This window comes from Pseudomonas sp. GW822-FHT04H02 (assembly GCF_058800645.1).
Window position 1 is genome coordinate 438,591 of the sequence record NZ_JBXAMM010000003.1, and the last position, 20,742, is coordinate 459,332.

Sequence of the window (20,742 nt, forward strand, 5' to 3'; positions counted from 1 at the left end):
AATATTGATTGCGTAGGCGCCAATTTATAGTGGGCCCAGGCCATCGACAAGTCAGGGTCACAACCGGAGAGTTCCATGCATCCACAGGTACCAGCACCGACCATTCGTATCGCCCTGGTGGGGGATTACGACCCACAGATCACCGCGCACCAGGCCATCCCCCTGGCCCTGGAGCGGGCAGCGCAGGAGGGTGCCGGCCCAGTGGAATACCAGTGTCTGGCAACCGCCGATCTGCACCAGGAGAAAGACCTGGAGGGCTTCCACGGTATCTGGTGTGTCCCCGGCAGCCCCTACCGCAACATCGAGGGTGCCCTGCTGGCGATCCGCGTGGCGCGTGAACAGCAGCGGCCATTTCTCGGTACCTGTGGCGGCTTTCAGCACGCGGTCCTGGAATACGCCCGCAATGTGCTGGGCTGGGCCGATGCTGAACACGGCGAAACCGCGCCCGACGCCGAGCGCGTGCTGCTCACGCCCTTGAGTTGCGCCCTGGTGGAAGCCCGGGACTCAATTCAGTTGCGCGCCAACAGCCGCATCGCCAGGGCCTACGGCACAACCTGCATCGAGGAAGGTTATCGCTGCCGCTATGGCGTCAATCCGGACTTCGCTGGCGCCCTGCTCAGCGGCACCTTGCTCCCCACTGGCCATGACAGCGCCGGCGACCTGCGCAGCCTGGAACTGGACGAGCATCCGTTCTTCGTCGCCACCCTGTTCCAACCCGAGCGCGCGGCCCTCCAGGACCGCACACCGCCTCTGGTCAGGGCCTTGCTCACGGCCTGCCGGGAGTGCCAAGCATGACTGACCGGACTCCCGCACCGCCCTACTACGCCGTGATTTTCAGTTCCCAGCGCGGTGAGGCCGACCCCGCCTATGAACAGGCAGCCGAACGCATGCTCGAACTGGCGCGCCAGCAGCCGGGGTTTCTCGGGGTCGAATCGGCACGAGGTGAGGACGGCTTCGGCATCACCGTGTCGTACTGGAGCAGCGAAGCGGCGATCCTGGCCTGGAAGCAGCACCCCGAACACAGCGCGATCCGCGAGCGCGGTCGGGCACAGTGGTATCGCCAGTTCAGCACCCGGGTGAGCAAGGTCCAACGGGCTTACGGCTTTCCAGGCTGAGCCCGCTTCAGGCACGGATTCCCGAGCCGCCCGGGTGACGGCTCGGGGGCACGCATCAGCCCTGCGTGGTCGACAGCAGGCTGCGCACCGCCTGGATTTCCGGCAAGTCGCTGCGGCGCATGTATACCCGCAGCGGCTCGCTGATATTGATCCGGTCGTCGATGTTCTGATCCAGCAGCAGCTGGATCTGCTCGCGCTTGAGGCTCATGGCCTGGTCCGACACCGGCGCCCAGACAAACTCGTGGGCCGGCACTATGGCGTCGTCGGCCACGTCCATGCCAAAGGAGTCTTCGCTGAAGCGCACGATATAGCGACCGGTCTTGCGATTGAAGCCGACAAAGCCCTTGAGCTGGTCGGCAGCCTGACAGATGAGTTCGGAGGTGATGCTCATGGTAAACCTCACTAGAGTCCCGCAGGACAGGTGATCAATGGTCTACACGCGAGGCAAGGGACAGCGGAGTTTTCAGGGCCTCCCTCTGATGGGGAAACTGCAGCGCCCAAGAGTACTGCAAAGCGCCGGAAAAAAGCGCTGAAAAATGCAAATGAGAGGGATTTATGTCGCTCTGGAGATAGCACAAGCGTCATCGAGTTGTTAAAAGATATCCCCTTGAACACGCCCCCACGAAAGGATTTCGAGCATGCCCGCGACCTTCACCCCTTGTGCCCTGATGCTGGGCCTGATGCTCGCTTGCGGACTGGCCCAGGCCTCTGAACAGCCTGGCCCGGACGCCCTGGCCGCTCGCCAGGGGATTCCACAACCAGCGGTGATCGCCCACCGCGGCGCCTCTTTCGATGCCCCCGAATCCACCGCGGCTTCCTACACGCTGGCCCGGGACCTGGGCGCCGACTACCTGGAAATGGACCTGCAACGCAGCAAGGATGGCGTGCTCTTCGCCCTGCACGACAACAACCTGCAACGCACCACCGACGTGGCGCAGAAATTCCCCGAACGCAAGGACAGCCCGGCCAACGCCTTCACCATGGCGGAACTGAAAACCCTCGACGCCGGCAGCTGGTTCAACCAGGCCCACCCGGAGCGGGCGCGGCCGGGCTTTGCCGGGCTGAAGATCCTCACCCTGGATGAAATCATCGACATCGCCCAGGGCAATGCGCAGCACAAGCCCGGGCTGTATATCGAGACCAAGGAACCCCAGCTGTTCCCCGGTATCGAGCACGACCTCAAGGAAAAACTCCAGGACCGTGGCTGGCTGAGCCCGGCCGGTTCCAAGCTGGCGAAAAGCGAACTGGCGGTGGGCCAGGGCAAGGGCAAGGTGGTGCTGCAGACCTTCGACAAGCACAGCCTGGAACTGCTGCACCAGGCAATGCCCAACGTGCCGAAAGTACTGTTGCTGTGGGTCGCGCCCGGCAGTATCGAACCCGCGTCCGGCCAGAGCTTCGCCAGCAGCGGCGAAACCGACAAGGCCGCGTTCTATGCCCGGCAGCAGCCCAAGGACCAGGCCGAGTTCAAGCGCTGGGTGGATTTCGCCAAGGCCCAGGGTGCCATCGGCACCGGCCCTTCCGCGGCCCTGACCGGCGGTGGCGAGCAGAGCTACTCGGACCTGGTGCAACCCTGGATGAACCAGTACACCCACGACCAGGGCCTGCTGGTGCACGTCTACACCATCGACGAGCCGGTGGACTTCAAGAAGGTCATGGATGCCGGGGTCGATGGCATCTTCACCAACCGCAGTGCCGAACTGCTCAAGTACTTCAAGCGGCCGGCCAGTGCCAGCGTGGCGCAATTGCTGGACGCCAGCGGTTACTGAATGGCGGTTTCGCACTGGCACGGCGAGCTCTGGCTGGGCCGGGATTTCGGCCTGATCCACGGGGCGATGGGGCCAACCGAGCCCCATGCCCACTATGCCCATCAGCTGATCATCGCCCCCGGGCAACCGGTCACGGTGGCGCTCGCGGGCGGGCTGCAGAGCGCTCATTACCTGTTGATCCCGGCCTTGCAGCGCCACGCCATCGTTCAGGCTCCCGAGCAGGCCTTCACGGTGTACGCCGAGCCGCTGCTGATCGCCGTCGAAGACCTGCAAGCATGCGTCAGTGGCGCCGCCCCCTCACTGCCCGGCCTGGAAGCGGCGCTGCGCCGTTGCCCGCGCCAGCCCGTTGCCGACCCACGTGTAGCGCGGGCACTGCACGCCGTGGATGCCGCCTTGGAGGGCAAGGTGGCCGCCGCGCAACTGGCGGCCCGGGCCCATGTATCCCTGAGCCAGCTGGAGCGTCTGTTCGCCCGTGACGTCGGCCTGCCGGTAAGGCGCCTGGTGCTCTGGCGCCGCCTGCGCCTGGCCATGGCCCTGGTGCTGGAGGGCCAGACCCACACTGGCGCGGCACACGGCGCCGGGTTCGCCGACAGCGCGCACTTCTCCCGAACCCTGAAGAGCCTGTTCGGCGTCACCGCCAGCCAGGCCCTCAAGCACCTCAAGCCTCGCTTGCTGGTCTGACGCGCCGGCGCAACTGCTCGGGCACCACGGGTTCTGCCCCATAGCGCTGGGCCTTGAACGGCTCCAGCAACTGCGGCCAGTAATCCACCGGGTAGTCGGCACGGCTGCCAATCCCCAGGTCGCCCTGGCGCATGCAATAGTCATCGCGATAAAACGCGGTGCCCAGCAGCCAGTCCCAGAGATTGAAGAACAGCCCGAAGTTCACATCCCCGGCGCGTCCGTACTTCATGTGGTGAAAGCGATGCACCGGCGCCCAGGCGAAGATCCAGCGCAAAGGCCCCAGGCGCATGTCGACATTGGAATGCTGCAACAGCAGCTGGACGGCAATGGCCAGGGCCAGCAACTGCGCCACCGGCAGCGGGATGCCCAGCAACACCAGCGGCAGCAGCCCGGCCGAAGCTTCGATCAACTGGTGCAGGGGATGCTTGAGCAAGCCATTGAAACCGTACATGCGCTGCACACTGTGATGCACCGCATGCAAGCGCCAGAGCCAGGCCAGGCGGTGACTGGCGTAGTGGGCCAGGGTAATGCCGCAATCAGCGATCACGATGGCCAGCAGCAACTGCCCCCAGAGCGGCCAGCCCCGGGGCCAGAGCCCATCATGGGCCAGCAGCGCCACCAGCCCGGGCAACGCCAGCAGTCCCAGCGCATTGAGGCTTTCATTGACCAGGGCATGCAGGCTGTCGCGCAGCCGGTCGCCTTGGGAACGGTTCCAGCCAGGCTCATAGGGCAAGCACCATTCCGCCAGGAACGACACCCCCAGCGCAGCCCCGAACACCCCCAACAACCCGCTGGCAGACGCCGGCCCAGCACTCATCCACCACACCCCGGCGCCGATGAACCCGGCAAACACCAAGGGTGCGTACAACCATGCAAGCATTCGTTTCATTTGCTGCAGCTCCTGTAGGGAAAACCGCAGCTTGCGACCCGATGCCGGGGCGCGGCTTGAACAAACGACGCAAAGAGTGACCTGAATTAAGGGTGAATTAAGTTGCGTTGGCTAACCTGTGCCCATCGAAACCCATCACCCCAAGGAATCAACCCATGACCAAGTTCTCCGCCCTGTTCGCAGCCGCCGCCCTGACCCTGACCGCTGGCCTGGCCCAGGCCGATGTGCGCCCGGACCTGATCCCCGGCCTGCTCAAGTCCGGCGCCATCATGGACCTGGAAAAACTCAACCAGGCCGCCCTCGCCCAGCACCCGGGCACCACCGCCGCCAGCATCACCGACACCGAGCTCGAGCAGACCGCCACTGGCGCCTACGTCTACCAGGTGGAACTGCGCGACAGCAAAGGCATCGAGTGGGACGTGGACCTGGATGCCAAGACCGGCAAGGTCCTGAGCAACAAGCAAGACAAGTAACCCCCCCGCCCCTACAAGGCCGCGCCCCGCTTCGGGAGCGCGGCCTTGTGCGTTGGGGCGTGCGAATCAGTCAGGCACTGGTGCTGACCAGGGAGCCTGAAGTACTGCTCTGGGATTGCTGCAGGGCCTGGAACAAGGCCGCGGTGGCGGTCTGCAACGAAGCGCTGGTGCTGGCCACCTGAGCCTGGGCTGCCGCTACTTGCGCGGCCTTGGCATCGGCACTTTCCTGCTTGCTCTGCGCGGCCTGCAACTGCTGCTGTTGCTCCTGCAATTGCTTTTGCAGTTCAGCGATCTGCTTGCGCAACTGCTTGACCGAGTCGCTGCTGGAATCATCGCTGCTGGAACTGCCGCCGGCCGCGCCAGCACCCGTGGCCGGCGCCTTGGTCGCGTCGCTGGCAGCAGTGGTACTGGCGGTGGAGGTCGCTGAAGTGTCGCTGTCCGAACTGCCGGCGATGCGGGTCTTGCTCGGGCTGACCTGGGTCTGGTTGATCGCGATGGAAGTGATGCTGACCATGGTGTGAGTCCTGTCGGGTGTGAAGATACCCGGTCATCGACACCCGCCCCGGCCACTTGAGAGTGATCGTGTATCGGCCTGGTAAGCAGGCCGATACACCCCGGCCGGCCTCAGGCGCTCAAGCGCGCCGTGACCTCGCTCAACTGCCCCGACAGGCCGTGCAGATTGCGGCTCGCCGCCTCGGTGCGCTGCACGTTGTCCAGATTGGTACTGGCGATGGACGTGATCTCGGTGAGGTTGCGGGAAATGTCCTCGGCCACCGACGTCTGCTCCTCGGCGGCGGTCGCGATCTGCCGGTTCATGTCGCGAATCGCTTCCACCGCTTCGGTGATGCGCTCGAGCATGGCCCCGGCTTCGGTCACCTGCTGCACGCTCTGCTCGCTGCGGGACTGGCCGCTCTCGATGGCCTGGGCCGCATCCACGGCCCCAGTCTGCACGCTCTGGATGATCTGGTTGATCTCGGTGATCGAGGCCGCGGTGCGCTGCGCCAGGCTGCGCACTTCATCGGCGACCACGGCAAAACCGCGCCCGGCCTCACCGGCACGGGCCGCTTCGATGGCCGCGTTGAGGGCCAGCAGGTTGGTCTGTTCGGCAATGCCCTGGATCACTTCCAGGACCTTGCCGATGCGCCCGCTGTCGGCCTCCAGCCGGCGGATCACGGTGGCGGTGTTGGCAATCTCGCCACGCATCTGGGTGATGCTGTGGATGGTCTGCTGCATCACCTGTTCGCCCTGCTGCGCCGACTGGTCGGCATCGTCTGCGGCACGAGCGGCGTCGGCGGCGTGGCGCGCCACTTCCTGGGCGGTGGCGGACATCTCGTTCATCGCCGTGGCCACCTGGTCCGTGCGGTTGAACTGCTCGTTGGTGCCCTGGGACATCAGGGTGGCGATGGAGTTGAGCTCGCCGCTGGAACTGTCCAGGTCCGAGGCACTGCGCTGCAAGCTGGCGAAGGTCTGGGCCAGGAAATCCCGCAGGGTGTTGGCGGCCATCGCCAGCTTGCCCAGTTCATCCTGACGCTCGCTGGCCACCCGCTGGGCCAGTTGGCCGCGGCTGAGCTGGGCGACATAGTCGATCAACTGACGGATCGGCTGCACCAGGCTGCGATTGACCAGCCACAGGCTGAGCAGGCCGATCAGCAAACCGGAAGCCAGCATCACCAGAATACCCAGCCACACCGTGCGGTCGGCCGCTGCACTGATCTCGGCGGACTGCCGGTCGCCGTGCTGGCGCAGCTCGGTCACCAGTTCGCTCATCTGCTCGCTGGTGGCCCGGTCCACGCCCTTGACCGCGGCATCGCCGGCACTCGGATCGGCACCGCCGGCCACATAGGCATCGCGGCCCTTCTGGTAGGCCGAACCCAACTGCCGGTGCTCATCCGCCAGGCGCTGCACCCGGCTCTTGAGGGAGGCGTCCAGCCCGGGGGTCTGCACCAGCTGGCCGAGGATGCTCTGCACATCGCGCTGGCGGTCTTCGAACTGCTGCCAGTACTTGTTCAACTCCTGGGGCTGCTTGCCCCGCAACAATACGTTCTTCCACTCCTGTACCTGGCTCTTGAACTGCAGGTTGGCCTCGTCGATCAACTGCGAACTGCGCAGCGGACCTTCAATCAGCTCGCGGTAGCTCTGCACGCCACCGGACAGCAAATGAAAACTCGCCAGGGCGATCAACAACATCGCCAGCAGGCTACCGCTCAGCAGGGCAAGGATTTGCGCTCTCAGGGATTTTTGCAAAAACATCGAGGAGATCTCATGGCAGGGATAGAGCAGGCCCGATGAAGGCATGCGTAGTGCCGAACATCCCTGTAAGGCGCATTCGAGAGGGGTCGAATGAGTGCAGCGTAGGAGTGTGATCGGCCTGCGCAAGACAATCTTGAGTGCCGCCGACCATCGGTATGACGGGCTCCATCATGCACTTCAAAACGTCACAAAAATGTCAAAAAGCCTTGCCATGATGGGGCTCAAGTGAACCTGAGAAACCCGCGCCAGGCACTGTCCCTCCTGCGAGACTCCATGAACCACAGCATCGACCAGAGTCACCGTGATTCCGATCTGTTCGGCCTGCTCTACGGTTTCAGCTTTCGCCCCGGCGAACGGGGCCGCGAACTGGACTCGGCCAAAGCCCTGCAAGCCCTGCAACACCCCGAGGACAGCGAGGAGTTCCTCTGGCTGCACCTGAACCTGGCTCACGCCGCGTGCGAGCGCTGGATGAAGTCCCACCTGCAATTGCCCGACGAATTCTTCGAGGCCCTGCACGAAGGCTCGCGCTCGACCCGCATCGAACAGGTGGATTCGGCCCTGCTGGCGGTGGTCAACGACGTGGTGTTCAACTTCGGCAGCATGGTTTCCTCGGACATCTCCACCCTCTGGGTCTGCGCCCGCAGCCGCCTGATCGTCAGCGCCCGCCTGCAGCCGCTGCACTCGGTGGATAAGCTGCGCTCCTCGGTCAAGGCCGGAGAACGCTTTCGCTCGCCCCTGGAACTGCTGGTGCACCTGCTAAGGGACCAGGGCGAAGTGCTGACCCAGATCGTGCGCCGGACCAGCCTCAGCGTGGATCAGATCGAGGACCAGTTGCTGGCAGCCCGGGTCTCCACCAACCGTGCCGAACTGGGGGCCATGCGCCGGGTGCTGGTGCGCCTGCAACGGCTGCTGGCCCTGGAGCCGGGCTCGCTGCTGCGCCTGCTCAACCGCCCGCCGCAATGGTTGCAAAAGGAAGACGTCAAGGAGCTGCGCAAGTCCACCGAAGAGTTCGCCCTGATCATCAACGACCTCACCGCCCTGGGGGAGCGGATCAAGCTGCTGCAGGAAGAGATCGCCGCCAACCTCAACGAACAGACCAACCGCACCCTGTTCACCCTGACGGTGGTCACGGTGCTGGCGTTGCCGATCAACATCATCGCCGGTTTCTTTGGCATGAACGTCGGTGGCATTCCGTTCTCCGGCGACCCGGAGGGCTTCTGGATCCTGGTCGCCCTGGTGGCCACCTTCACCGTGATCGCCGGGCGCTGGGCCTTTCGCAAACGCCAGGACTACTGACCCCACCTTGTAGGAGCCGGCTTGCCGGAGAAGGCGTCCGCCAAGGCAGGTGCTTGGCTTGAGGGCCTCTTCGCCGGCAAGCCGGCTCCTACGGGATGAGCGGGATGGAGGGATGGTCGTGCGTGATCGATCTGATCAACGCAAGGGCTCAATTGCGTAAACCATGACCTGAGGCAGCCTCCCTGTAACATTCAGCAACGATCATGGGCAGCACTCCTTCTCGCCACAGGATTGTCCAGCAATGGCCACCCCGTCCCTGACTGCCGCTTCGTCCAACCTCGACAGCAAACCGCAACTGGATAAAAAGCCCGGCCCCTTCACCCTCGTCGCCTTCTTCGCGGTGCTGGCCATGGGCTTGTTGTTCACCGCCTACAGCCTGGTGCACGACATGCACGAGCTGGGCACCACGGTCACCACCTGGACCCCGTTCCTGCTCCTGGGCGTGGCGTTGCTGATCGCCCTGGGCTTCGAGTTCGTCAACGGTTTCCATGACACCGCCAACGCCGTGGCCACGGTGATCTACACCCACTCGCTGCCGCCGCAGTTCGCGGTGGTCTGGTCCGGCCTGTTCAACTTCCTCGGCGTACTGCTGTCCAGCGGCGCGGTGGCTTTCGGCATCATCGCCCTGCTGCCGGTGGAACTGATCCTGCAGGTGGGTTCCTCCGCCGGTTTCGCGATGATCTTCGCCCTGCTGATCGCCGCCATCCTATGGAACCTCGGCACCTGGTGGCTGGGCCTGCCGGCTTCGTCTTCCCACACCCTGATCGGCTCGATCATCGGTGTCGGCGTGGCCAATGCCCTGATGCATGGCCGCGACGGCACCAGCGGCGTGGACTGGGGCCAGGCCACCAAGGTCGGCTACGCCCTGCTGTTCTCGCCCCTGATCGGCTTCGTGTTCGCCGCCCTGCTGCTGTTGGCCCTGCGCCTGTTCGTCAAGAACCGTGCCCTGTACAAGGCACCCAAGGGCGACGCACCGCCGCCCTGGTGGATTCGCGGGCTGCTGATCCTGACCTGCACCGGCGTGTCCTTCGCCCACGGTTCCAACGACGGCCAGAAAGGCATGGGCCTGATCATGCTGATCCTGGTGGGCACCCTGCCCATGGCCTACGCCTTGAACCGCACCATGCCCGCCGACCAGTCGCTGCAATTCGCCGCGGTGGCCGAAGTCACCCAGCAGGCCCTGGTGAAGAGTGCCCCGCAACCGGCGCCGGCCGATTCCCGCGCGGTGCTCTCGGAGTACATGCGCAGCAAGGAAGCGACACCGGAACTGATCCCCGCGCTGGCCGCCCTGACCGGCGCCATCGGCACTGAAGTGAAGGGCTACGGTTCGCTGGCCAAGGTGCCCGCCGAAGCCATGGGCAACGTGCGCAACGACATGTACCTGACCAGCGAGGCGATCCGCCTGATGGACAAGAATCAGGTAGGCCACTTCGACCAGGACACCCGGGACAAACTGCAACTGTTCAAGCAACAGATCGACAACGCCACGCGCTTCATTCCGCTGTGGGTGAAGATCGCCGTGGCCATCGCCCTTGGCCTGGGCACCATGGTGGGCTGGAAGCGCATCGTGGTCACCGTTGGCGAAAAGATCGGCAAGACCCACCTGACCTACGCCCAGGGTGCCTCGGCGGAAACCGTGGCGATGCTGACCATCGGCGCGGCGGACATGTTCGGCCTGCCGGTGTCCACCACCCATGTGCTGTCCTCGGGGGTGGCCGGGACCATGGTGGCCAATGGCGGCGGCTTACAGATGCGCACCATCCGCAACCTGGCCATGGCCTGGGTGCTGACCCTGCCGGCGGCGATCCTGCTGTCCGGCAGCCTGTACTGGTTGTTCACTCAGCTCTTCTGAGGGGCGTGCCTCCCCCTCTGTAGCCGCTGCCGAGCCTGCGAGGCTGCGAAAAGGCCCGCGGGGCCTTGCCTGGCGATCCCTCGCCAAACCTGCAGCAACCTCAGGCTCCCAGCGGCTACACGAGCAAGAGGGTCAGGAAGGGAACAACTTGCTCAGGCAACTGAGCTTTTTCTTGTAGGAACGCCGGGCCTCCAGCGCTTCTTCCAGGGTCACCGCGACAAAACGGGCCTTCTGGTTGGGCTGCATCTGGCCGATCAGGTCGAGGTCGGCGCTGATCACCGTGCCGATCATCGCGTAGCCACCACCGGACACCGCGTCCCGGTGCAGGACGATGGGTTCGAGCCCCGCCGGCACCTGGATCGAACCGATGGGATAGCAACTGTCGACGATGTTCGACGGATCGGAACCGGCACCGAACGGCTGCTCCCTGGGCTGGAAGCTCAAGGCGCTGCCGCCCTTGAAGCGATAGCCGATGCGGTCCGCCTCCGAACCCACGGTCCAGGGTTCGGCGAAGAAGCTGGCCTTGGCCGCCTCGCTCAAACGTTCGTAGTACAGGCCCGGCACCACCCGCAGGGTGATTTCGCCGCCCAGGGACTGGCGCAGCGCCATGGGCAGACTGGCGCCCGGGCGGCTCTTGCCGCTGTCCACGCCCACCGGCAGCTCATCACCCGCCACCAGGCGCCGGCCCTGGAAACCACCCAGGGTACCCAAGGCGTAAGTCGAGCGGCTGCCCAACACCAGCGGCACATCGATGCCACCGGCCACCGCCAGATACGCCCGGGCCCCGGCCTTGGGAAAGTCGAAGCGCAGCACTTGCCCGGCCTTGACCGCAAAGGCGGTGTCCAGGTGCATGTCCACGCCATCGAGCTTGGGGGTCATGTGGGCACCGCAGACCGCCACCAGGGCATCGGTGCTGAATGCAAGCTCAGGGCCGAGCAAGGTGCACTCCAGCCCCGCTGCCCCCGCCGGGTTGCCCACCAGCTGGTTGGCGGCGCTCAGGGCGTACTGGTCCAGGGCCCCGGACGGCGGAATCCCCAGGTGATAGAAACCTTCGCGCCCCAGGTCCTGTACCGATGTGGCCAGGCCCGGTTTGATGACCTTGATCATGCCAGCACCTCCTGCAGCGACGTGGGATAGCCGACCGGGTCGGCGAGAAAGGCATCCAGGGAAAACTCCACCTCGCGGATGCGCAAGTCGAAACGCCCGGCCTCGACCTCGGCCACGGCAAGGTCATAGGCCTGGCGGTCAATGGGCTTGAACTGCACGATGTCCCCCGGACGGAAGAACACCATGTGCTGCTTGAGGTAGGCCAACTGTTGCTGCGGGTCGTAGATCGGCGCCGGGGTGACGCCGAACATCTGGTAGCCGCCGGCACCGCGCACCGAGTAGATGCAGCCGAAACAGCCGCCGTGGCCCAGGGTCAGTTTGGGCGTATCGGTGCGCGGCCGCAGGTACTTGGGCACCTGCAGTTGCCGTTCACGTTCGACCATCTGGAACATGAACGGCAGGCCCGCCACAAAGCCCACCATGGAGACGAACCAGGGCGCGCCGCTGTGGGCGGCGATAAAGGCTTCGACATCCGCCAGGCCGTTGATCCGCGCCGCGTACTCAAGATCGGTGGCGCTGGGGTCCTGGTGCCGGTCGCGAAAGCGCATCAGGGTTTCATGGGTCCAGGGGTCGTTGTAGAGCACCGGGATCTCGATGATCCGGGTATGCAGGCTGCGCTCGGCCACCGCGCAGGCCTCGGCCTGTTGCACCGCCTCCAGCAGATCCTGCGGGGCGATGCGGTCCGGGTCGAAGCGGATCTGGAACGAAGCATTGGCCAGGCACACATCCAGCACGCCATCCAATTCCAGGCGCTCCACCGCGCGGGTCACCGCCATGCCCTTGAAGAAGGCTTCCAGGGACATGCTGTCGCTGACTTCGGCGAACAGGTGCTCGTCGGCACCAAAGCTGTAGCGGATCGGCTGGCTCATGCGACACCTCCGGCGCGGCGCTCGGCCAGCCAGGTTTCCAGGGTTCCGGTGTGAAAGTCGGCCTGCTCCAGCCAGGGTTCGGCCAGCAGTTCACGGTGCAGCGACAAGGTGCTGGCCATGCCGGTCAGGGTGGTGTGCTCCACGGCAATCCGCGCCCGGGCCAGGGCTTGGCCACGGTCACGGCCATGGACGATCAGCTTGGCCAGCAGCGAGTCGTAGTAAGGCGGCACAGCATAGCCCGGGTACAGGTGGCTATCGACTCGCACCCCGGCGCCTTGCGGCCAGATCAACTGCTCGACCTTGCCCGGGCTGGGGAAGAAATCCCGCGCCGGATCTTCGGCGTTCAGGCGCATCTGCAAGGCCGCGCCGTTAAGCCGGATATCACTCTGGCGCAACCCCAGGGGCTCGCCCCCGGCGATGCGCAACATGGCCTGGACCAGATCGATGCCGGTGATCAGCTCGCTGATGGGGTGCTCCACCTGGATCCGCGTGTTCATCTCGATAAAGAAGAACTCGCCGGTGCTGTCGTCGTAGAGGTATTCCAGGGTGCCCGCGCCCTGGTAGCCCAAGGCTTGGGTGAGGCGCACGGCGCTGCTGCACAACTGCTCACGCTGCTCGGCACTGAGTACCGGCGACGGCGCTTCCTCGAAGATCTTCTGCCGCCGCCGTTGCAGCGAACACTCGCGTTCGAACAGGTGCACCGCGTGTTTGCCATCGCCCAACACCTGGACTTCGATGTGCCGCGCACGGCCAATGAAACGCTCCAGGTACACTGCGCCGTTGCCGAAAGCCGTCTGGGCTTCGCGTTGCGCCCGAGGGAATTCCTCGGCCAATTGCGCCGCGTCCCGGGCCAGGCGGATCCCGCGCCCGCCACCGCCGGCACTGGCCTTGATCAACAGCGGAAAGCCCACGACTTCAGCGGCCGCCAGCGCACTGTCCAGGTCGAAGAGTTCTCCTGGGGAGCCCGGTACCACCGGCACTCCCGCCGCCTGCGCAGTGCGCCGGGCTTCGGCCTTGTCACCCATGCGGCGGATGGTTTCGGCACTGGGACCGACGAAGATCGCCCCGGCCTCGACCACCGCCTCGGCGAAGTCGGCATTCTCGGAAAGAAAGCCATAGCCCGGATGTACCGCGTTGGCACCGCTGGCCTGCAAGGCACCGAGTAGGGCCTGGACATTCAGGTAGCTCTTGTCGGCCCGCGCCGGGCCGATGATCTGTACTTCATCGGCCATACGTGCGGCCATGGAATCGGCATCCGCCTCACTGCAGGCGGCAACGGTGGGAATCCCCAGGGCCTTGGCCGCGCGAATGATGCGCACGGCAATCTCGCCACGGTTGGCCACCAGCAATTTGTTGATTGATCCAGTCATACCCCGGCCCTCACTGTTCGAGCGTCGCGACGACCTGACCCGGTTCCACCGGATCACCGTCTTCCACCAGAAAGGCGCTGACTTGACCCGCGCTCCCGGCGGTCAGTTCGGAAAACTGCTTCATGACTTCGATCAGGCCGATCACGGTATCGGCGCTGACGCTGTCGCCGACCTCGACGAAAGGCGCCGACTCCGGGGTGGCCTTGCGATAAAAGGTGCCCGGCAAGGGGGTGATAACACTGTATTCGGCCATGTCTGTTCCTTTTGGAATAGTTGTAGAAAGGCAGGCAAAAAAAACAAAACCAGATGAACCCCGCGTCTGTGCGCGGTGCTTCGTGTCGATGCGCCTCAACGCGGTGCGCGGACCTCGATGCCGGCCTGATCCAGCGCCGTTCGGGTGGCCTGCACCAGATCCAGGGCGCCGGGGGTGTCGCTGTGCAGGCAGATGGAATCGAATTCGAGAAACAGCTCCTCGCCTTCGACGGTGCGTACCAGGCCGGTCTGGCAGGCGCGCAGCACCTTGGCCGCCACGGCTGCCGGGTCCAGGGCGCGGACGTTGCGGGTAAACACGATGGAGCCGCTGAGGTCGTAGTCGCGGTCGGCGTAGAACTCGCGGATCACCGGCTGCCCCAGCTCTTGGGCCACACGCCAGATCACCGAATTGGGCATGCAATACAGCAGCAACTCGGGCTCCAGCCGGCGCAGGTTTTGCACCAGCAGCCGCGCCGCTTCCTCGTCCCGGGCCAGGTGCATGTAGAGCGCACCATGAGGCTTGATGTGCTGCAGCTTCACGCCTTGTACCCGGGCCATTTCCCGCAGGGCGCCAAGCTGATAGAGCATGTCGTCCACCAGCTCCTGGGCCGGGGCATTGATGTGCCGGCGGCCGAAACCCACCAGGTCGCGAAACCCCGGATGGGCGCCGATGGCCACCCCCAGGCGCTTGGCCTGTTCGATGGTGCGGCGCATGGTGCCGGGGTCGCCGGCGTGAAAGCCGGTGGCGATATTGGCCGAGCTAATAAAGCCCATCAGCTCGTTGTCGACGCCATCGCCGATGGTCCAGGGGCCGAAGCTCTCGCCCATGTCCGAATTGAAATCCACTGCCTGCATCACTGTTGCTCCAACTCTCGTGACTTCGTGCGACGAAAATTAGAGCGCCCTTGACCCCTTGGGAAGATCTATTATCAGATAGAGCTTGTTCTGAAAAACAGATAAAGCTAGCAGGCAGCGTGATGCGTGACGGCGCAGGCGCTTGCACGATCGCTTTCGCCGGCAAGCCGGCTCCTGCAGCGTTAGAGGGGAATGGGCCGTGTCGTTGACCTTGCGCCAGGTGCGCTATTTCGTTGCTACCGCCGAGATCGGGCAGATTTCCCAGGCGGCGCTGCACTTGAATATTTCCCAGTCGGCGGTGACCACGGCGATCAAGGAGCTGGAGGCGATGCTCGCCGTGCAGCTGTTCGTGCGCTCGGCCCAGGGCATGAACCTGACCGATGCCGGGCGGCATTTTCTCAACCGCGCCTACGTGATCCTGCGCAGCGTCGAAGATGCCCTGAACAGCCCGTTGCCGGACTATCGGGCCAGCGGCGTATTGCACCTGGCGGCCAGCTACACGGTGATCGGCTACTTCCTGCCGCACCACCTGCAGCGCCTGCAGCACTGGCACCCGGACGTCACCATCGAGCTCCATGAACAGGAACGCCAGGCCATCGAGCAAGGCTTGCTGGAAGGCCGCTTCGACATGGCAGTGGTACTCACCGCCAACCTGACGCACCCGGACATCGTCTCGCAGACCCTGTTCAACTCCGAGCGCCGGCTGTGGCTGCCGGCCCATCATCCGCTGTGCGAGCGCAGCAGCATCAGCCTGGCGGACGTGGCCGAGGAGCCGTTCATCCTGCTCACCGTCGACGAAGCCGAGCAAAGCGCCATGCGTTATTGGGAACAGGCCGGCCAGCAGCCCCGGGTGCGCGTGCGCACCAGCTCGGTGGAAGCGGTGCGCAGCATGGTGGCCAACGGCAGCGGCGTGGCGATCCTCTCGGATCTGGTGCACCGGCCCTGGTCACTGGAAGGCAAGCGTATCGAGACCCTGAGCCTGAGCGATGCGGTCACGCCCATGAGCGTGGGGCTGGCCTGGCACCGCGAGCGTACCTTCACCCCGGCCATGCAGGCCCTGCGCGATTATTTCCACGATGCCTTCCTGGCGCCCCAGCAACTCAGCGCCCGGCGCTGAACACCTTGCTTGGCGATCTCTTGCCGAACCTCCAGCGGCCTCAAGATCCACGCGTCTCCTACGGAGACGTTCGCAGCCTGCGGCAGCGGCTACACAAACCTAGTCAGGGGCAGGTCCAGCGTTGCGCGGCGGCGGCGATCTGCCCGGCCAACTGGGCGATGGCCTGTTGATGGGCCTGGACCAGGCTGTTCAGTTCCACACCCGCCGGCTGGCGGATCTGGCTGCTGCAGGTCAGGCTGCGGGCCGGGCCGCCCTCACCCCGCTGGCGCAGGCTCCAGACCACATCGATCAGCGCATAGCGCCCGGGCAGGGACTCGAAGCGCCGCACATCGGTCTGCAACGACAGCACCGGGCGCCCGGGCTGCTTGGGCAGGCCTTCAAGGTTGCGGGTACCTAGCTTCTGCTCCATCTGGCTAGCCAGGGCGTCGTGGAACTCATCCACCAGCGGCGCGCTCCAGCGCTGGGTTTCGAGGATCGCCAGGGTGCCGCTGTCCTGGCGCACCACCAGTTGCGGCTGGTCCACCTGGACCGGAATCCGCACCGTGGACATTTCGAACTGCGGGCCCCCGGTGCGGGCCGCGCTGCTGCCTTCGGCCACCGGTGGCAGCAGGGTGTAGTAATGGGTGGGCGCGGAGCTGCAGGCGGCAAGTCCCAGGGTCAGGCAGAGCAACAGGGCACGGGTTTTCATGGCTGGGCTTCCGGTACGGATTCGCGAACAGAGGAGGATGGCGACTGGTAGGCATCCGGTTGATTGTCTTTGAGGCGCCCGCGGATCAGCGCCTCAGGATGACGCCCGAGGAAATCGCTGAGCACCCGCACCGAACGCGCGGTGCGCTGCACTTCCTCCATGGCCTGGCCGAGTTTCTGCCGCTGCGGCGAGTCTTCGGAGAAACTCTCGTTGGCGCTGGCCAGGGTCTTCTTGGATTGCTCCAGGGTGTCGCGCATCTGTGGCAGCACTTCGCCGTTGACCTGTTTGAGGGTCTTCTGCATCTCCGCCAGGCTGCCATTGAGGTTGGCGGCAATGGAGTCGATCGGCAGCTTGCTGATCTTGTCCACCACGGCCTGCAACTGCTCCTGCAACTTGTCCATGCTGCCAGGCACAGTGGGAATCTCCAGGGGCCGTGCGGTAGCGTCATAGGCCACCGGCTTGGCGTTGGTGACAAAGTCCAGGGAGATGTACAGCTGGCCGGTCAGCAGGTTGCCGCTGCGGGGCTGGGCGCGCAGGCCGTTCTTGACGAAGGCGCCGATCAGTTTCGCCGAGCGGGCGTCGTCTTCGCCGCCAGTCTGCTTCACCAGCTTTTCGTGGGCCTTGCCCAGCCGCTCGGGGTAGATCACCGCGCCGACCAGGGTCGGGAAATACTTGCGCTGCTCGTCGTAGTCCAGGTCCATGGACACCACCTTGCCGATGTTCACCCCGAGGAACTCCACCGGGGCATTCACCGACAGGCCGCGCAAGGCCTGGTCGAAGCGCATGCGAATGTAATAAGGCGCGCCGTCGGGCGGCGCCAGGGCGGTGTCCTGGTCGCCGAACAGGGTGTACTCGGCGTTCTCGTCAGCCGGCTTGGCGTTGGGGCTGTACTTGGGTTCGACGAAGGCAATGCCGCCGGCGAGGATCGACGACACCGACTCGGTGTTGACCTTCAAACCGTTGGCGCCGAGGGTCACGTCGACGCCGCTGGCGTTCCAGAAACGGGTGTCGGTGGTGACGTACTTATCGTTGGGCGAATTGACGAAGATCTTCACGTCCACGCCCTTGCCGCTGTTGGCCAACTGGTAGGACACCACCTGCCCCACCTCGATGCGCCGGTAATAGACCGGCGAGCCGATGTCCAGCGAGCCCAGGTCGTCGGTGTGCAGGGTAAAGCGCTTGCCCTTCTGCCCATAGGTGATGGGCGGCGGGGTTTCCAGGCCCTTGAAGCTGTCCTTGCGTTTTTCCGACTTGCCGGCATCGGCGCCGATAAAGGCCCCGGAAAGCAGGGTGTCGACCCCGGAAATGCCATTGGCGCCGATTCGCGGGCGCACCACCCAGAACAGCGAATCGTCGGCGGTGAAGGGTTCGGCGGACTGGTCCAGCTCGACCTTGGCCACCACCTTCTTGCGGTCGTCGCTCAGGGCGATGGAGGTCACCTTGCCGATCACCACGTTCTTGTACTTAACCTGGGTCTTGTTGGCTTCCAGGCCTTCGGCGGTCTGGAAGCTGATGCTGATTTCCGGCCCCGCCGAGAGTGAGTTGTGCACCACCATCGACAGCCCCACCAGGGCCGCGACAATCGGCACCAGCCACACCAGCGAGACATTGAAACGCCGCGTGCGCAGCGCCGGAGCGCCAGGAACGGGCGGGGGATTTGCTGCGTTGGAACCTGGATGATCAGACATCTTCAACCTCTGCGTCCCAGATAAGCCGGGGATCGAAACTCATGGCCGCCAACATCGTCAGCACCACCACCAAACCAAAAAACAGAATACCCATGCGCGGGTCGATCGAACTCAGGGCGCGAAACTGCACCAGGGCCGCCACCAGGGCCACCACCAGCACGTCGAGCATCGACCAGTAGCCGATCAGCTCGATGAAACGATAGAGCTTGGCCCGCTCGCGCTGGGCCCAGAGGCTGCGGCGCTGGCAGGTCACCAGCAGGGTGCCGAGGACAAAGAACTTGCTGCAGGGCACCACCACGCTGGCGATGAAGATCAGCAGGGCGATGTCCCAGGAACCGTGTTTCCAGAACTCCACCACGCCACTCATGATGGTGTTTTCACTGGCGCTGCCAAAGATGCTGGTGTGCATCACCGGCAGCAGGTTGGCCGGAATGTAGAAGATCAGGCTGGCCAGCAGAAAGGCCCAGGTGCGCGCCAGGCTGTTGGGCTTGCGCGCATGCACCGGCGCATCGCAGCGCGGGCATTGATGCTCGGACGCCTGGCAGACCTGGCCGCAGGTGTGGCACAGCATCAATTGGTGGTCCCGGGCGTAGGGTGGAGCGCTCATCAGTAGCGGCCCTCCAGGTCATCCCAGAGGTAGCGGATGTCCTTGCCGGAAATCAGGATGATCAGCACCGTGAGCATCGCCAGGGCCCACAGCCCCAGCCCCGGATGCACATCGAGCATCCCCGCCAGCTTGACGATGGCCACCAGGATCCCCAGCAGGCACACCTCCAGCATGCTCCAGGGCCGCAGGTGCTCCAGAGCGCGCATGCTGGCCTTGAAGCCGGGCGCGGCGCGCCCCACATTGGCAAACCCCAGCACCCAGCACAGCAGGATGATCTGCAGGCACGGCGCAAGAATGATGGTCAGGCCGGTGATCGCGGCAATCAGGCTGATGCGGCCCTGGGCCAGGGCCTCCACCGATTGCCAGAGGGTTGCCTCGTTGCTCAGACCTTCGAGGCTGATCTTGATCACCGGAAACAGGTTGGCGAAGACGAACAACAACCCGGCGGTGATCGACAGGGCCAACAGCTGCTGCACACTCAGCCAACGGGCACGGGCCAGTACCGCGCCACAGCGCGAGCACTGGGCCGTCTGGCCTTTGCCGAGCGGCACGGACTCGTACAACGAATCGCAGTGTTCGCAGATGATCCAGTTGCGGGAAATAGTCATGGCCTTCAGATAGTCAGGAGGACAGCAGGTTCACTGAACGGAACCCGAAGCCGGGTATTTTCTGCAAAAGTAGAGGATGGTGTCTAGTTTTCTCTAGGACTGCACCCCACGCTCTACGCCATAATAGGCGCCCCCGGACATTTCGCTGACCATGACCGAATCCATTCCCTCCCCCGCCGCTCCCCACCGAACCCCCAAACAGTCCCGTGGCCACGAACGGGTGATGGCGATCCTCGACGCTTGTGCCCGGCTACTGCCCAGCCAGGGGGCGGCGAACCTGACCATGCACGGCATCGCCCGGCTGGCCGGTACCTCCATCGGTTCGCTCTATCATTTTTTCAGTGACAAGCAGCAAGTGCTGGAGGCCCTGGGCCAGCGCCACATCGAAGCCCTGAGCACCATCACCAGCGACCTGCTGGCGGTTGCTCCGCAGGTCTGGACGGGGTCCAGTGGCCGGCAAGTGATAGAGCGCATGGTGCTGCCGATCCTCGAATACCTGGAGCAGCACCCCGACCTGCTGCTGATGATCAACCCGGGGTTTGCCATGGGCCAGTTGCAGGCCCCGGACCTGCGCCTGCAGATCAAGAGCGTCTATCGCCAGGTCCTGGCGCTGCGCCTTCCCCGGGCCAGTGCCGCCGAGCGCGAGGCCTACGCCATGGCCATGCTCGGCCTGCCCATCGGCCTGTTCCAGCTGGCCCTGGAACACCCCGAGTTCAAGAGCCAGCTGCTGCTCGAAGAAGTACCGCGGGCGCTGGAAGCCTATCTGGCTGCCATCGAAGGGCGGCACCCGGCACCCTGAAACCGGCTCAGTGAGCCAGGCGCTGTTGCAGCCACTTGTCCCGCAGCACGTCGTAGACCCAGTGATAGACATAGGTGTACGGCAGGAAGAACAGCAGCACGCCGATGTCCAGGATGAACGCCTGCAGCAGGCTGATATTCAGCCACCAGGCAATCATCGGTACGCCCACTGCCACCAGCCCGCCTTCGAACATCAACGCATGCAGGACCCGGGTCCAGCCGTTGTGGACCCACTGCAAGCGCTTGAGCAACCGGTCGAACAGGCCGTTGAACACCACGTTCCAGGCCAGGGCCAACAGGCCGATGCCGATGGTCACCAGGCCCATGTCGGCCATGGGCTTGTCCATGATCCAGGACAGCAGCGGGGTGCAGATCAGCACCGCCAGCAGTTCAAAACCTACCGCCTGGAAGATGCGTTCGTTAAGGGATTTCTGAAGGCTCATGGTCGGCTCCTTGAATGA

The 20,742-nt window shown here is 64.7% G+C and carries 23 protein-coding genes and 1 pseudogene; 9 read left to right on the top strand and 15 right to left on the bottom strand.

Translation table 11 applies throughout. From position 1 onward, the window contains the following. Positions 1-75 precede the first annotated feature (75 nt). On the top strand, positions 76-795 hold the full coding sequence (locus AC1RMG_RS14290) for a CTP synthase C-terminal region-related (seleno)protein (protein WP_493169457.1): 720 nt from the start codon (positions 76-78) through the stop codon (positions 793-795). Beyond that, positions 792-1,115 carry an antibiotic biosynthesis monooxygenase family protein gene (locus tag AC1RMG_RS14295; protein ID WP_011062793.1) on the top strand — a complete coding sequence of 108 codons (324 nt, stop codon included), beginning with the start codon at positions 792-794 and terminating at the stop codon, positions 1,113-1,115. Before AC1RMG_RS14290 ends, AC1RMG_RS14295 begins: the two co-directional genes overlap by 4 nt. 55 nt (positions 1,116-1,170) lie before the next feature. Here the strand turns inward: AC1RMG_RS14295 and AC1RMG_RS14300 are convergent, their stop codons facing one another. Next, on the bottom strand, positions 1,171-1,506 hold the full coding sequence (locus tag AC1RMG_RS14300; RefSeq protein WP_011062794.1) for a DUF2025 family protein: 336 nt from the start codon (positions 1,504-1,506) through the stop codon (positions 1,171-1,173). Between the two features lie 247 nt (positions 1,507-1,753). Between AC1RMG_RS14300 and AC1RMG_RS14305 the strand changes: the two genes are divergently transcribed. Continuing rightward, a complete protein-coding gene (locus tag AC1RMG_RS14305) occupies positions 1,754-2,881 on the top strand; it encodes a glycerophosphodiester phosphodiesterase (RefSeq protein WP_019093601.1) in 1,128 nt (375 codons plus the stop codon). Further along, positions 2,882-3,562 carry a helix-turn-helix domain-containing protein gene (locus AC1RMG_RS14310; RefSeq protein WP_072442743.1) on the top strand — a complete coding sequence of 227 codons (681 nt, stop codon included), beginning with the start codon at positions 2,882-2,884 and terminating at the stop codon, positions 3,560-3,562. It abuts the gene before it with no gap. On the opposite strand, the gene AC1RMG_RS14315 is transcribed toward AC1RMG_RS14310, so the two are convergent. Next, on the bottom strand, positions 3,540-4,451 hold the full coding sequence (locus AC1RMG_RS14315; protein WP_401026492.1) for a sterol desaturase family protein: 912 nt from the start codon (positions 4,449-4,451) through the stop codon (positions 3,540-3,542). The genes AC1RMG_RS14310 and AC1RMG_RS14315 overlap by 23 nt on opposite strands. Positions 4,452-4,606: 155 nt before the next feature. Between AC1RMG_RS14315 and AC1RMG_RS14320 the strand changes: the two genes are divergently transcribed. After that, a complete protein-coding gene (locus tag AC1RMG_RS14320) occupies positions 4,607-4,924 on the top strand; it encodes a PepSY domain-containing protein (RefSeq protein ID WP_011062798.1) in 318 nt (105 codons plus the stop codon). A gap of 70 nt (positions 4,925-4,994) precedes the next feature. On the opposite strand, the gene AC1RMG_RS14325 is transcribed toward AC1RMG_RS14320, so the two are convergent. The 3 genes and pseudogenes from AC1RMG_RS14325 to AC1RMG_RS14335 all read right to left on the bottom strand — a co-directional run. After that, a complete protein-coding gene (locus tag AC1RMG_RS14325) occupies positions 4,995-5,438 on the bottom strand; it encodes a hypothetical protein (protein WP_053159831.1) in 444 nt (147 codons plus the stop codon). A 110-nt stretch (positions 5,439-5,548) separates the two neighbouring features. Next, a complete protein-coding gene (locus AC1RMG_RS14330) occupies positions 5,549-6,427 on the bottom strand; it encodes a methyl-accepting chemotaxis protein (RefSeq protein WP_370059444.1) in 879 nt (292 codons plus the stop codon). A gap of 54 nt (positions 6,428-6,481) precedes the next feature. Continuing rightward, positions 6,482-7,219 (bottom strand): annotated as a pseudogene (locus AC1RMG_RS14335) (methyl-accepting chemotaxis protein); the annotation flags it as partial. 228 nt (positions 7,220-7,447) lie between these two features. Between AC1RMG_RS14335 and AC1RMG_RS14340 the strand changes: the two are divergent. Both AC1RMG_RS14340 and AC1RMG_RS14345 read left to right on the top strand, forming a co-directional pair. Next, positions 7,448-8,470: a transporter gene (locus AC1RMG_RS14340; protein ID WP_011062801.1), complete on the top strand. Its 1,023-nt coding sequence runs from the start codon at positions 7,448-7,450 to the stop codon at positions 8,468-8,470. 241 nt (positions 8,471-8,711) lie between these two features. Further along, complete coding sequence (locus AC1RMG_RS14345) at positions 8,712-10,322, top strand: inorganic phosphate transporter (RefSeq protein WP_015636700.1); 1,611 nt, start codon at positions 8,712-8,714, stop codon at positions 10,320-10,322. Positions 10,323-10,454: 132 nt separating this feature from the next. On the opposite strand, the gene AC1RMG_RS14350 is transcribed toward AC1RMG_RS14345, so the two are convergent. The 5 genes from AC1RMG_RS14350 to AC1RMG_RS14370 form a co-directional block, all read right to left on the bottom strand. Next, entirely contained in the window at positions 10,455-11,429 is a 975-nt protein-coding gene (locus AC1RMG_RS14350) for a 5-oxoprolinase subunit C family protein (protein ID WP_041119561.1), read from the bottom strand. Continuing rightward, the gene (locus tag AC1RMG_RS14355; protein ID WP_125063091.1) at positions 11,426-12,298 is read right to left on the bottom strand and encodes a 5-oxoprolinase subunit B family protein; all 873 of its coding nucleotides are present in this window, start codon (positions 12,296-12,298) and stop codon (positions 11,426-11,428) included. Before AC1RMG_RS14355 ends, AC1RMG_RS14350 begins: the two co-directional genes overlap by 4 nt. After that, entirely contained in the window at positions 12,295-13,668 is a 1,374-nt protein-coding gene (locus tag AC1RMG_RS14360) for an acetyl-CoA carboxylase biotin carboxylase subunit (protein WP_125063092.1), read from the bottom strand. Before AC1RMG_RS14360 ends, AC1RMG_RS14355 begins: the two co-directional genes overlap by 4 nt. Positions 13,669-13,678: 10 nt before the next feature. Then, entirely contained in the window at positions 13,679-13,921 is a 243-nt protein-coding gene (locus tag AC1RMG_RS14365) for an acetyl-CoA carboxylase (protein ID WP_011062806.1), read from the bottom strand. Between the two features lie 95 nt (positions 13,922-14,016). Then, a complete protein-coding gene (locus AC1RMG_RS14370; RefSeq protein WP_015636704.1) occupies positions 14,017-14,775 on the bottom strand; it encodes a 5-oxoprolinase subunit PxpA in 759 nt (252 codons plus the stop codon). 199 nt (positions 14,776-14,974) lie between these two features. On the opposite strand from AC1RMG_RS14370, the gene AC1RMG_RS14375 reads away from it, so the two are divergent. Next, complete coding sequence (locus tag AC1RMG_RS14375; protein WP_011062808.1) at positions 14,975-15,892, top strand: LysR family transcriptional regulator; 918 nt, start codon at positions 14,975-14,977, stop codon at positions 15,890-15,892. A 103-nt stretch (positions 15,893-15,995) separates the two neighbouring features. Here AC1RMG_RS14375 and AC1RMG_RS14380 read toward each other — a convergent pair whose 3' ends face one another. Genes AC1RMG_RS14380 through AC1RMG_RS14395 form a run of 4 tightly spaced genes read right to left on the bottom strand, consistent with a single transcriptional unit; the run spans position 15,996 to position 19,483 of the window. Then, positions 15,996-16,580, bottom strand: coding sequence for a PqiC family protein (locus AC1RMG_RS14380; protein WP_019093594.1), 585 nt, complete (start codon positions 16,578-16,580; stop codon positions 15,996-15,998). Then, on the bottom strand, positions 16,577-18,268 hold the full coding sequence (locus AC1RMG_RS14385; protein WP_015636705.1) for a PqiB family protein: 1,692 nt from the start codon (positions 18,266-18,268) through the stop codon (positions 16,577-16,579). The genes AC1RMG_RS14380 and AC1RMG_RS14385 overlap by 4 nt, the downstream gene beginning before the upstream one ends. Then, positions 18,261-18,875: a paraquat-inducible protein A gene (locus AC1RMG_RS14390; RefSeq protein WP_011062811.1), complete on the bottom strand. Its 615-nt coding sequence runs from the start codon at positions 18,873-18,875 to the stop codon at positions 18,261-18,263. The genes AC1RMG_RS14385 and AC1RMG_RS14390 overlap by 8 nt, the downstream gene beginning before the upstream one ends. Further along, positions 18,875-19,483, bottom strand: a complete 609-nt coding sequence (locus tag AC1RMG_RS14395; RefSeq protein WP_015636707.1) for a paraquat-inducible protein A — start codon at positions 19,481-19,483, stop codon at positions 18,875-18,877. The genes AC1RMG_RS14390 and AC1RMG_RS14395 overlap by 1 nt, the downstream gene beginning before the upstream one ends. A 151-nt stretch (positions 19,484-19,634) precedes the next feature. Here AC1RMG_RS14395 and AC1RMG_RS14400 point away from each other — a divergent pair, with 151 nt between their 5' ends. After that, positions 19,635-20,282 carry a TetR/AcrR family transcriptional regulator gene (locus AC1RMG_RS14400; protein ID WP_493169461.1) on the top strand — a complete coding sequence of 216 codons (648 nt, stop codon included), beginning with the start codon at positions 19,635-19,637 and terminating at the stop codon, positions 20,280-20,282. A gap of 7 nt (positions 20,283-20,289) precedes the next feature. Here the strand turns inward: AC1RMG_RS14400 and AC1RMG_RS14405 are convergent, their stop codons facing one another. Then, entirely contained in the window at positions 20,290-20,724 is a 435-nt protein-coding gene (locus tag AC1RMG_RS14405) for a multidrug/biocide efflux PACE transporter (RefSeq protein WP_011062813.1), read from the bottom strand. Positions 20,725-20,742: the final 18 nt, after the last annotated feature.

Bases quoted from the DNA above. Each gene is read 5' to 3' on its own strand.
- AC1RMG_RS14290 (WP_493169457.1), top strand. From the start codon at position 76: ATGCATCCACAGGTACCAGCACCGACCATTCGTATCGCCCTGGTGGGG.
- AC1RMG_RS14295 (WP_011062793.1), top strand. From the start codon at position 792: ATGACTGACCGGACTCCCGCACCGCCCTACTACGCCGTGATTTTCAGT.
- AC1RMG_RS14300 (WP_011062794.1), bottom strand. From the start codon at position 1,506: ATGAGCATCACCTCCGAACTCATCTGTCAGGCTGCCGACCAGCTCAAG.
- AC1RMG_RS14305 (WP_019093601.1), top strand. From the start codon at position 1,754: ATGCCCGCGACCTTCACCCCTTGTGCCCTGATGCTGGGCCTGATGCTC.
- AC1RMG_RS14310 (WP_072442743.1), top strand. From the start codon at position 2,882: ATGGCGGTTTCGCACTGGCACGGCGAGCTCTGGCTGGGCCGGGATTTC.
- AC1RMG_RS14315 (WP_401026492.1), bottom strand. From the start codon at position 4,451: ATGAAACGAATGCTTGCATGGTTGTACGCACCCTTGGTGTTTGCCGGG.
- AC1RMG_RS14320 (WP_011062798.1), top strand. From the start codon at position 4,607: ATGACCAAGTTCTCCGCCCTGTTCGCAGCCGCCGCCCTGACCCTGACC.
- AC1RMG_RS14325 (WP_053159831.1), bottom strand. From the start codon at position 5,438: ATGGTCAGCATCACTTCCATCGCGATCAACCAGACCCAGGTCAGCCCG.
- AC1RMG_RS14330 (WP_370059444.1), bottom strand. From the start codon at position 6,427: ATGGCCGCCAACACCCTGCGGGATTTCCTGGCCCAGACCTTCGCCAGC.
- AC1RMG_RS14340 (WP_011062801.1), top strand. From the start codon at position 7,448: ATGAACCACAGCATCGACCAGAGTCACCGTGATTCCGATCTGTTCGGC.
- AC1RMG_RS14345 (WP_015636700.1), top strand. From the start codon at position 8,712: ATGGCCACCCCGTCCCTGACTGCCGCTTCGTCCAACCTCGACAGCAAA.
- AC1RMG_RS14350 (WP_041119561.1), bottom strand. From the start codon at position 11,429: ATGATCAAGGTCATCAAACCGGGCCTGGCCACATCGGTACAGGACCTG.
- AC1RMG_RS14355 (WP_125063091.1), bottom strand. From the start codon at position 12,298: ATGAGCCAGCCGATCCGCTACAGCTTTGGTGCCGACGAGCACCTGTTC.
- AC1RMG_RS14360 (WP_125063092.1), bottom strand. From the start codon at position 13,668: ATGACTGGATCAATCAACAAATTGCTGGTGGCCAACCGTGGCGAGATT.
- AC1RMG_RS14365 (WP_011062806.1), bottom strand. From the start codon at position 13,921: ATGGCCGAATACAGTGTTATCACCCCCTTGCCGGGCACCTTTTATCGC.
- AC1RMG_RS14370 (WP_015636704.1), bottom strand. From the start codon at position 14,775: ATGCAGGCAGTGGATTTCAATTCGGACATGGGCGAGAGCTTCGGCCCC.
- AC1RMG_RS14380 (WP_019093594.1), bottom strand. From the start codon at position 16,580: ATGAAAACCCGTGCCCTGTTGCTCTGCCTGACCCTGGGACTTGCCGCC.
- AC1RMG_RS14385 (WP_015636705.1), bottom strand. From the start codon at position 18,268: ATGTCTGATCATCCAGGTTCCAACGCAGCAAATCCCCCGCCCGTTCCT.
- AC1RMG_RS14390 (WP_011062811.1), bottom strand. From the start codon at position 18,875: ATGAGCGCTCCACCCTACGCCCGGGACCACCAATTGATGCTGTGCCAC.
- AC1RMG_RS14395 (WP_015636707.1), bottom strand. From the start codon at position 19,483: ATGACTATTTCCCGCAACTGGATCATCTGCGAACACTGCGATTCGTTG.
- AC1RMG_RS14400 (WP_493169461.1), top strand. From the start codon at position 19,635: ATGACCGAATCCATTCCCTCCCCCGCCGCTCCCCACCGAACCCCCAAA.
- AC1RMG_RS14405 (WP_011062813.1), bottom strand. From the start codon at position 20,724: ATGAGCCTTCAGAAATCCCTTAACGAACGCATCTTCCAGGCGGTAGGT.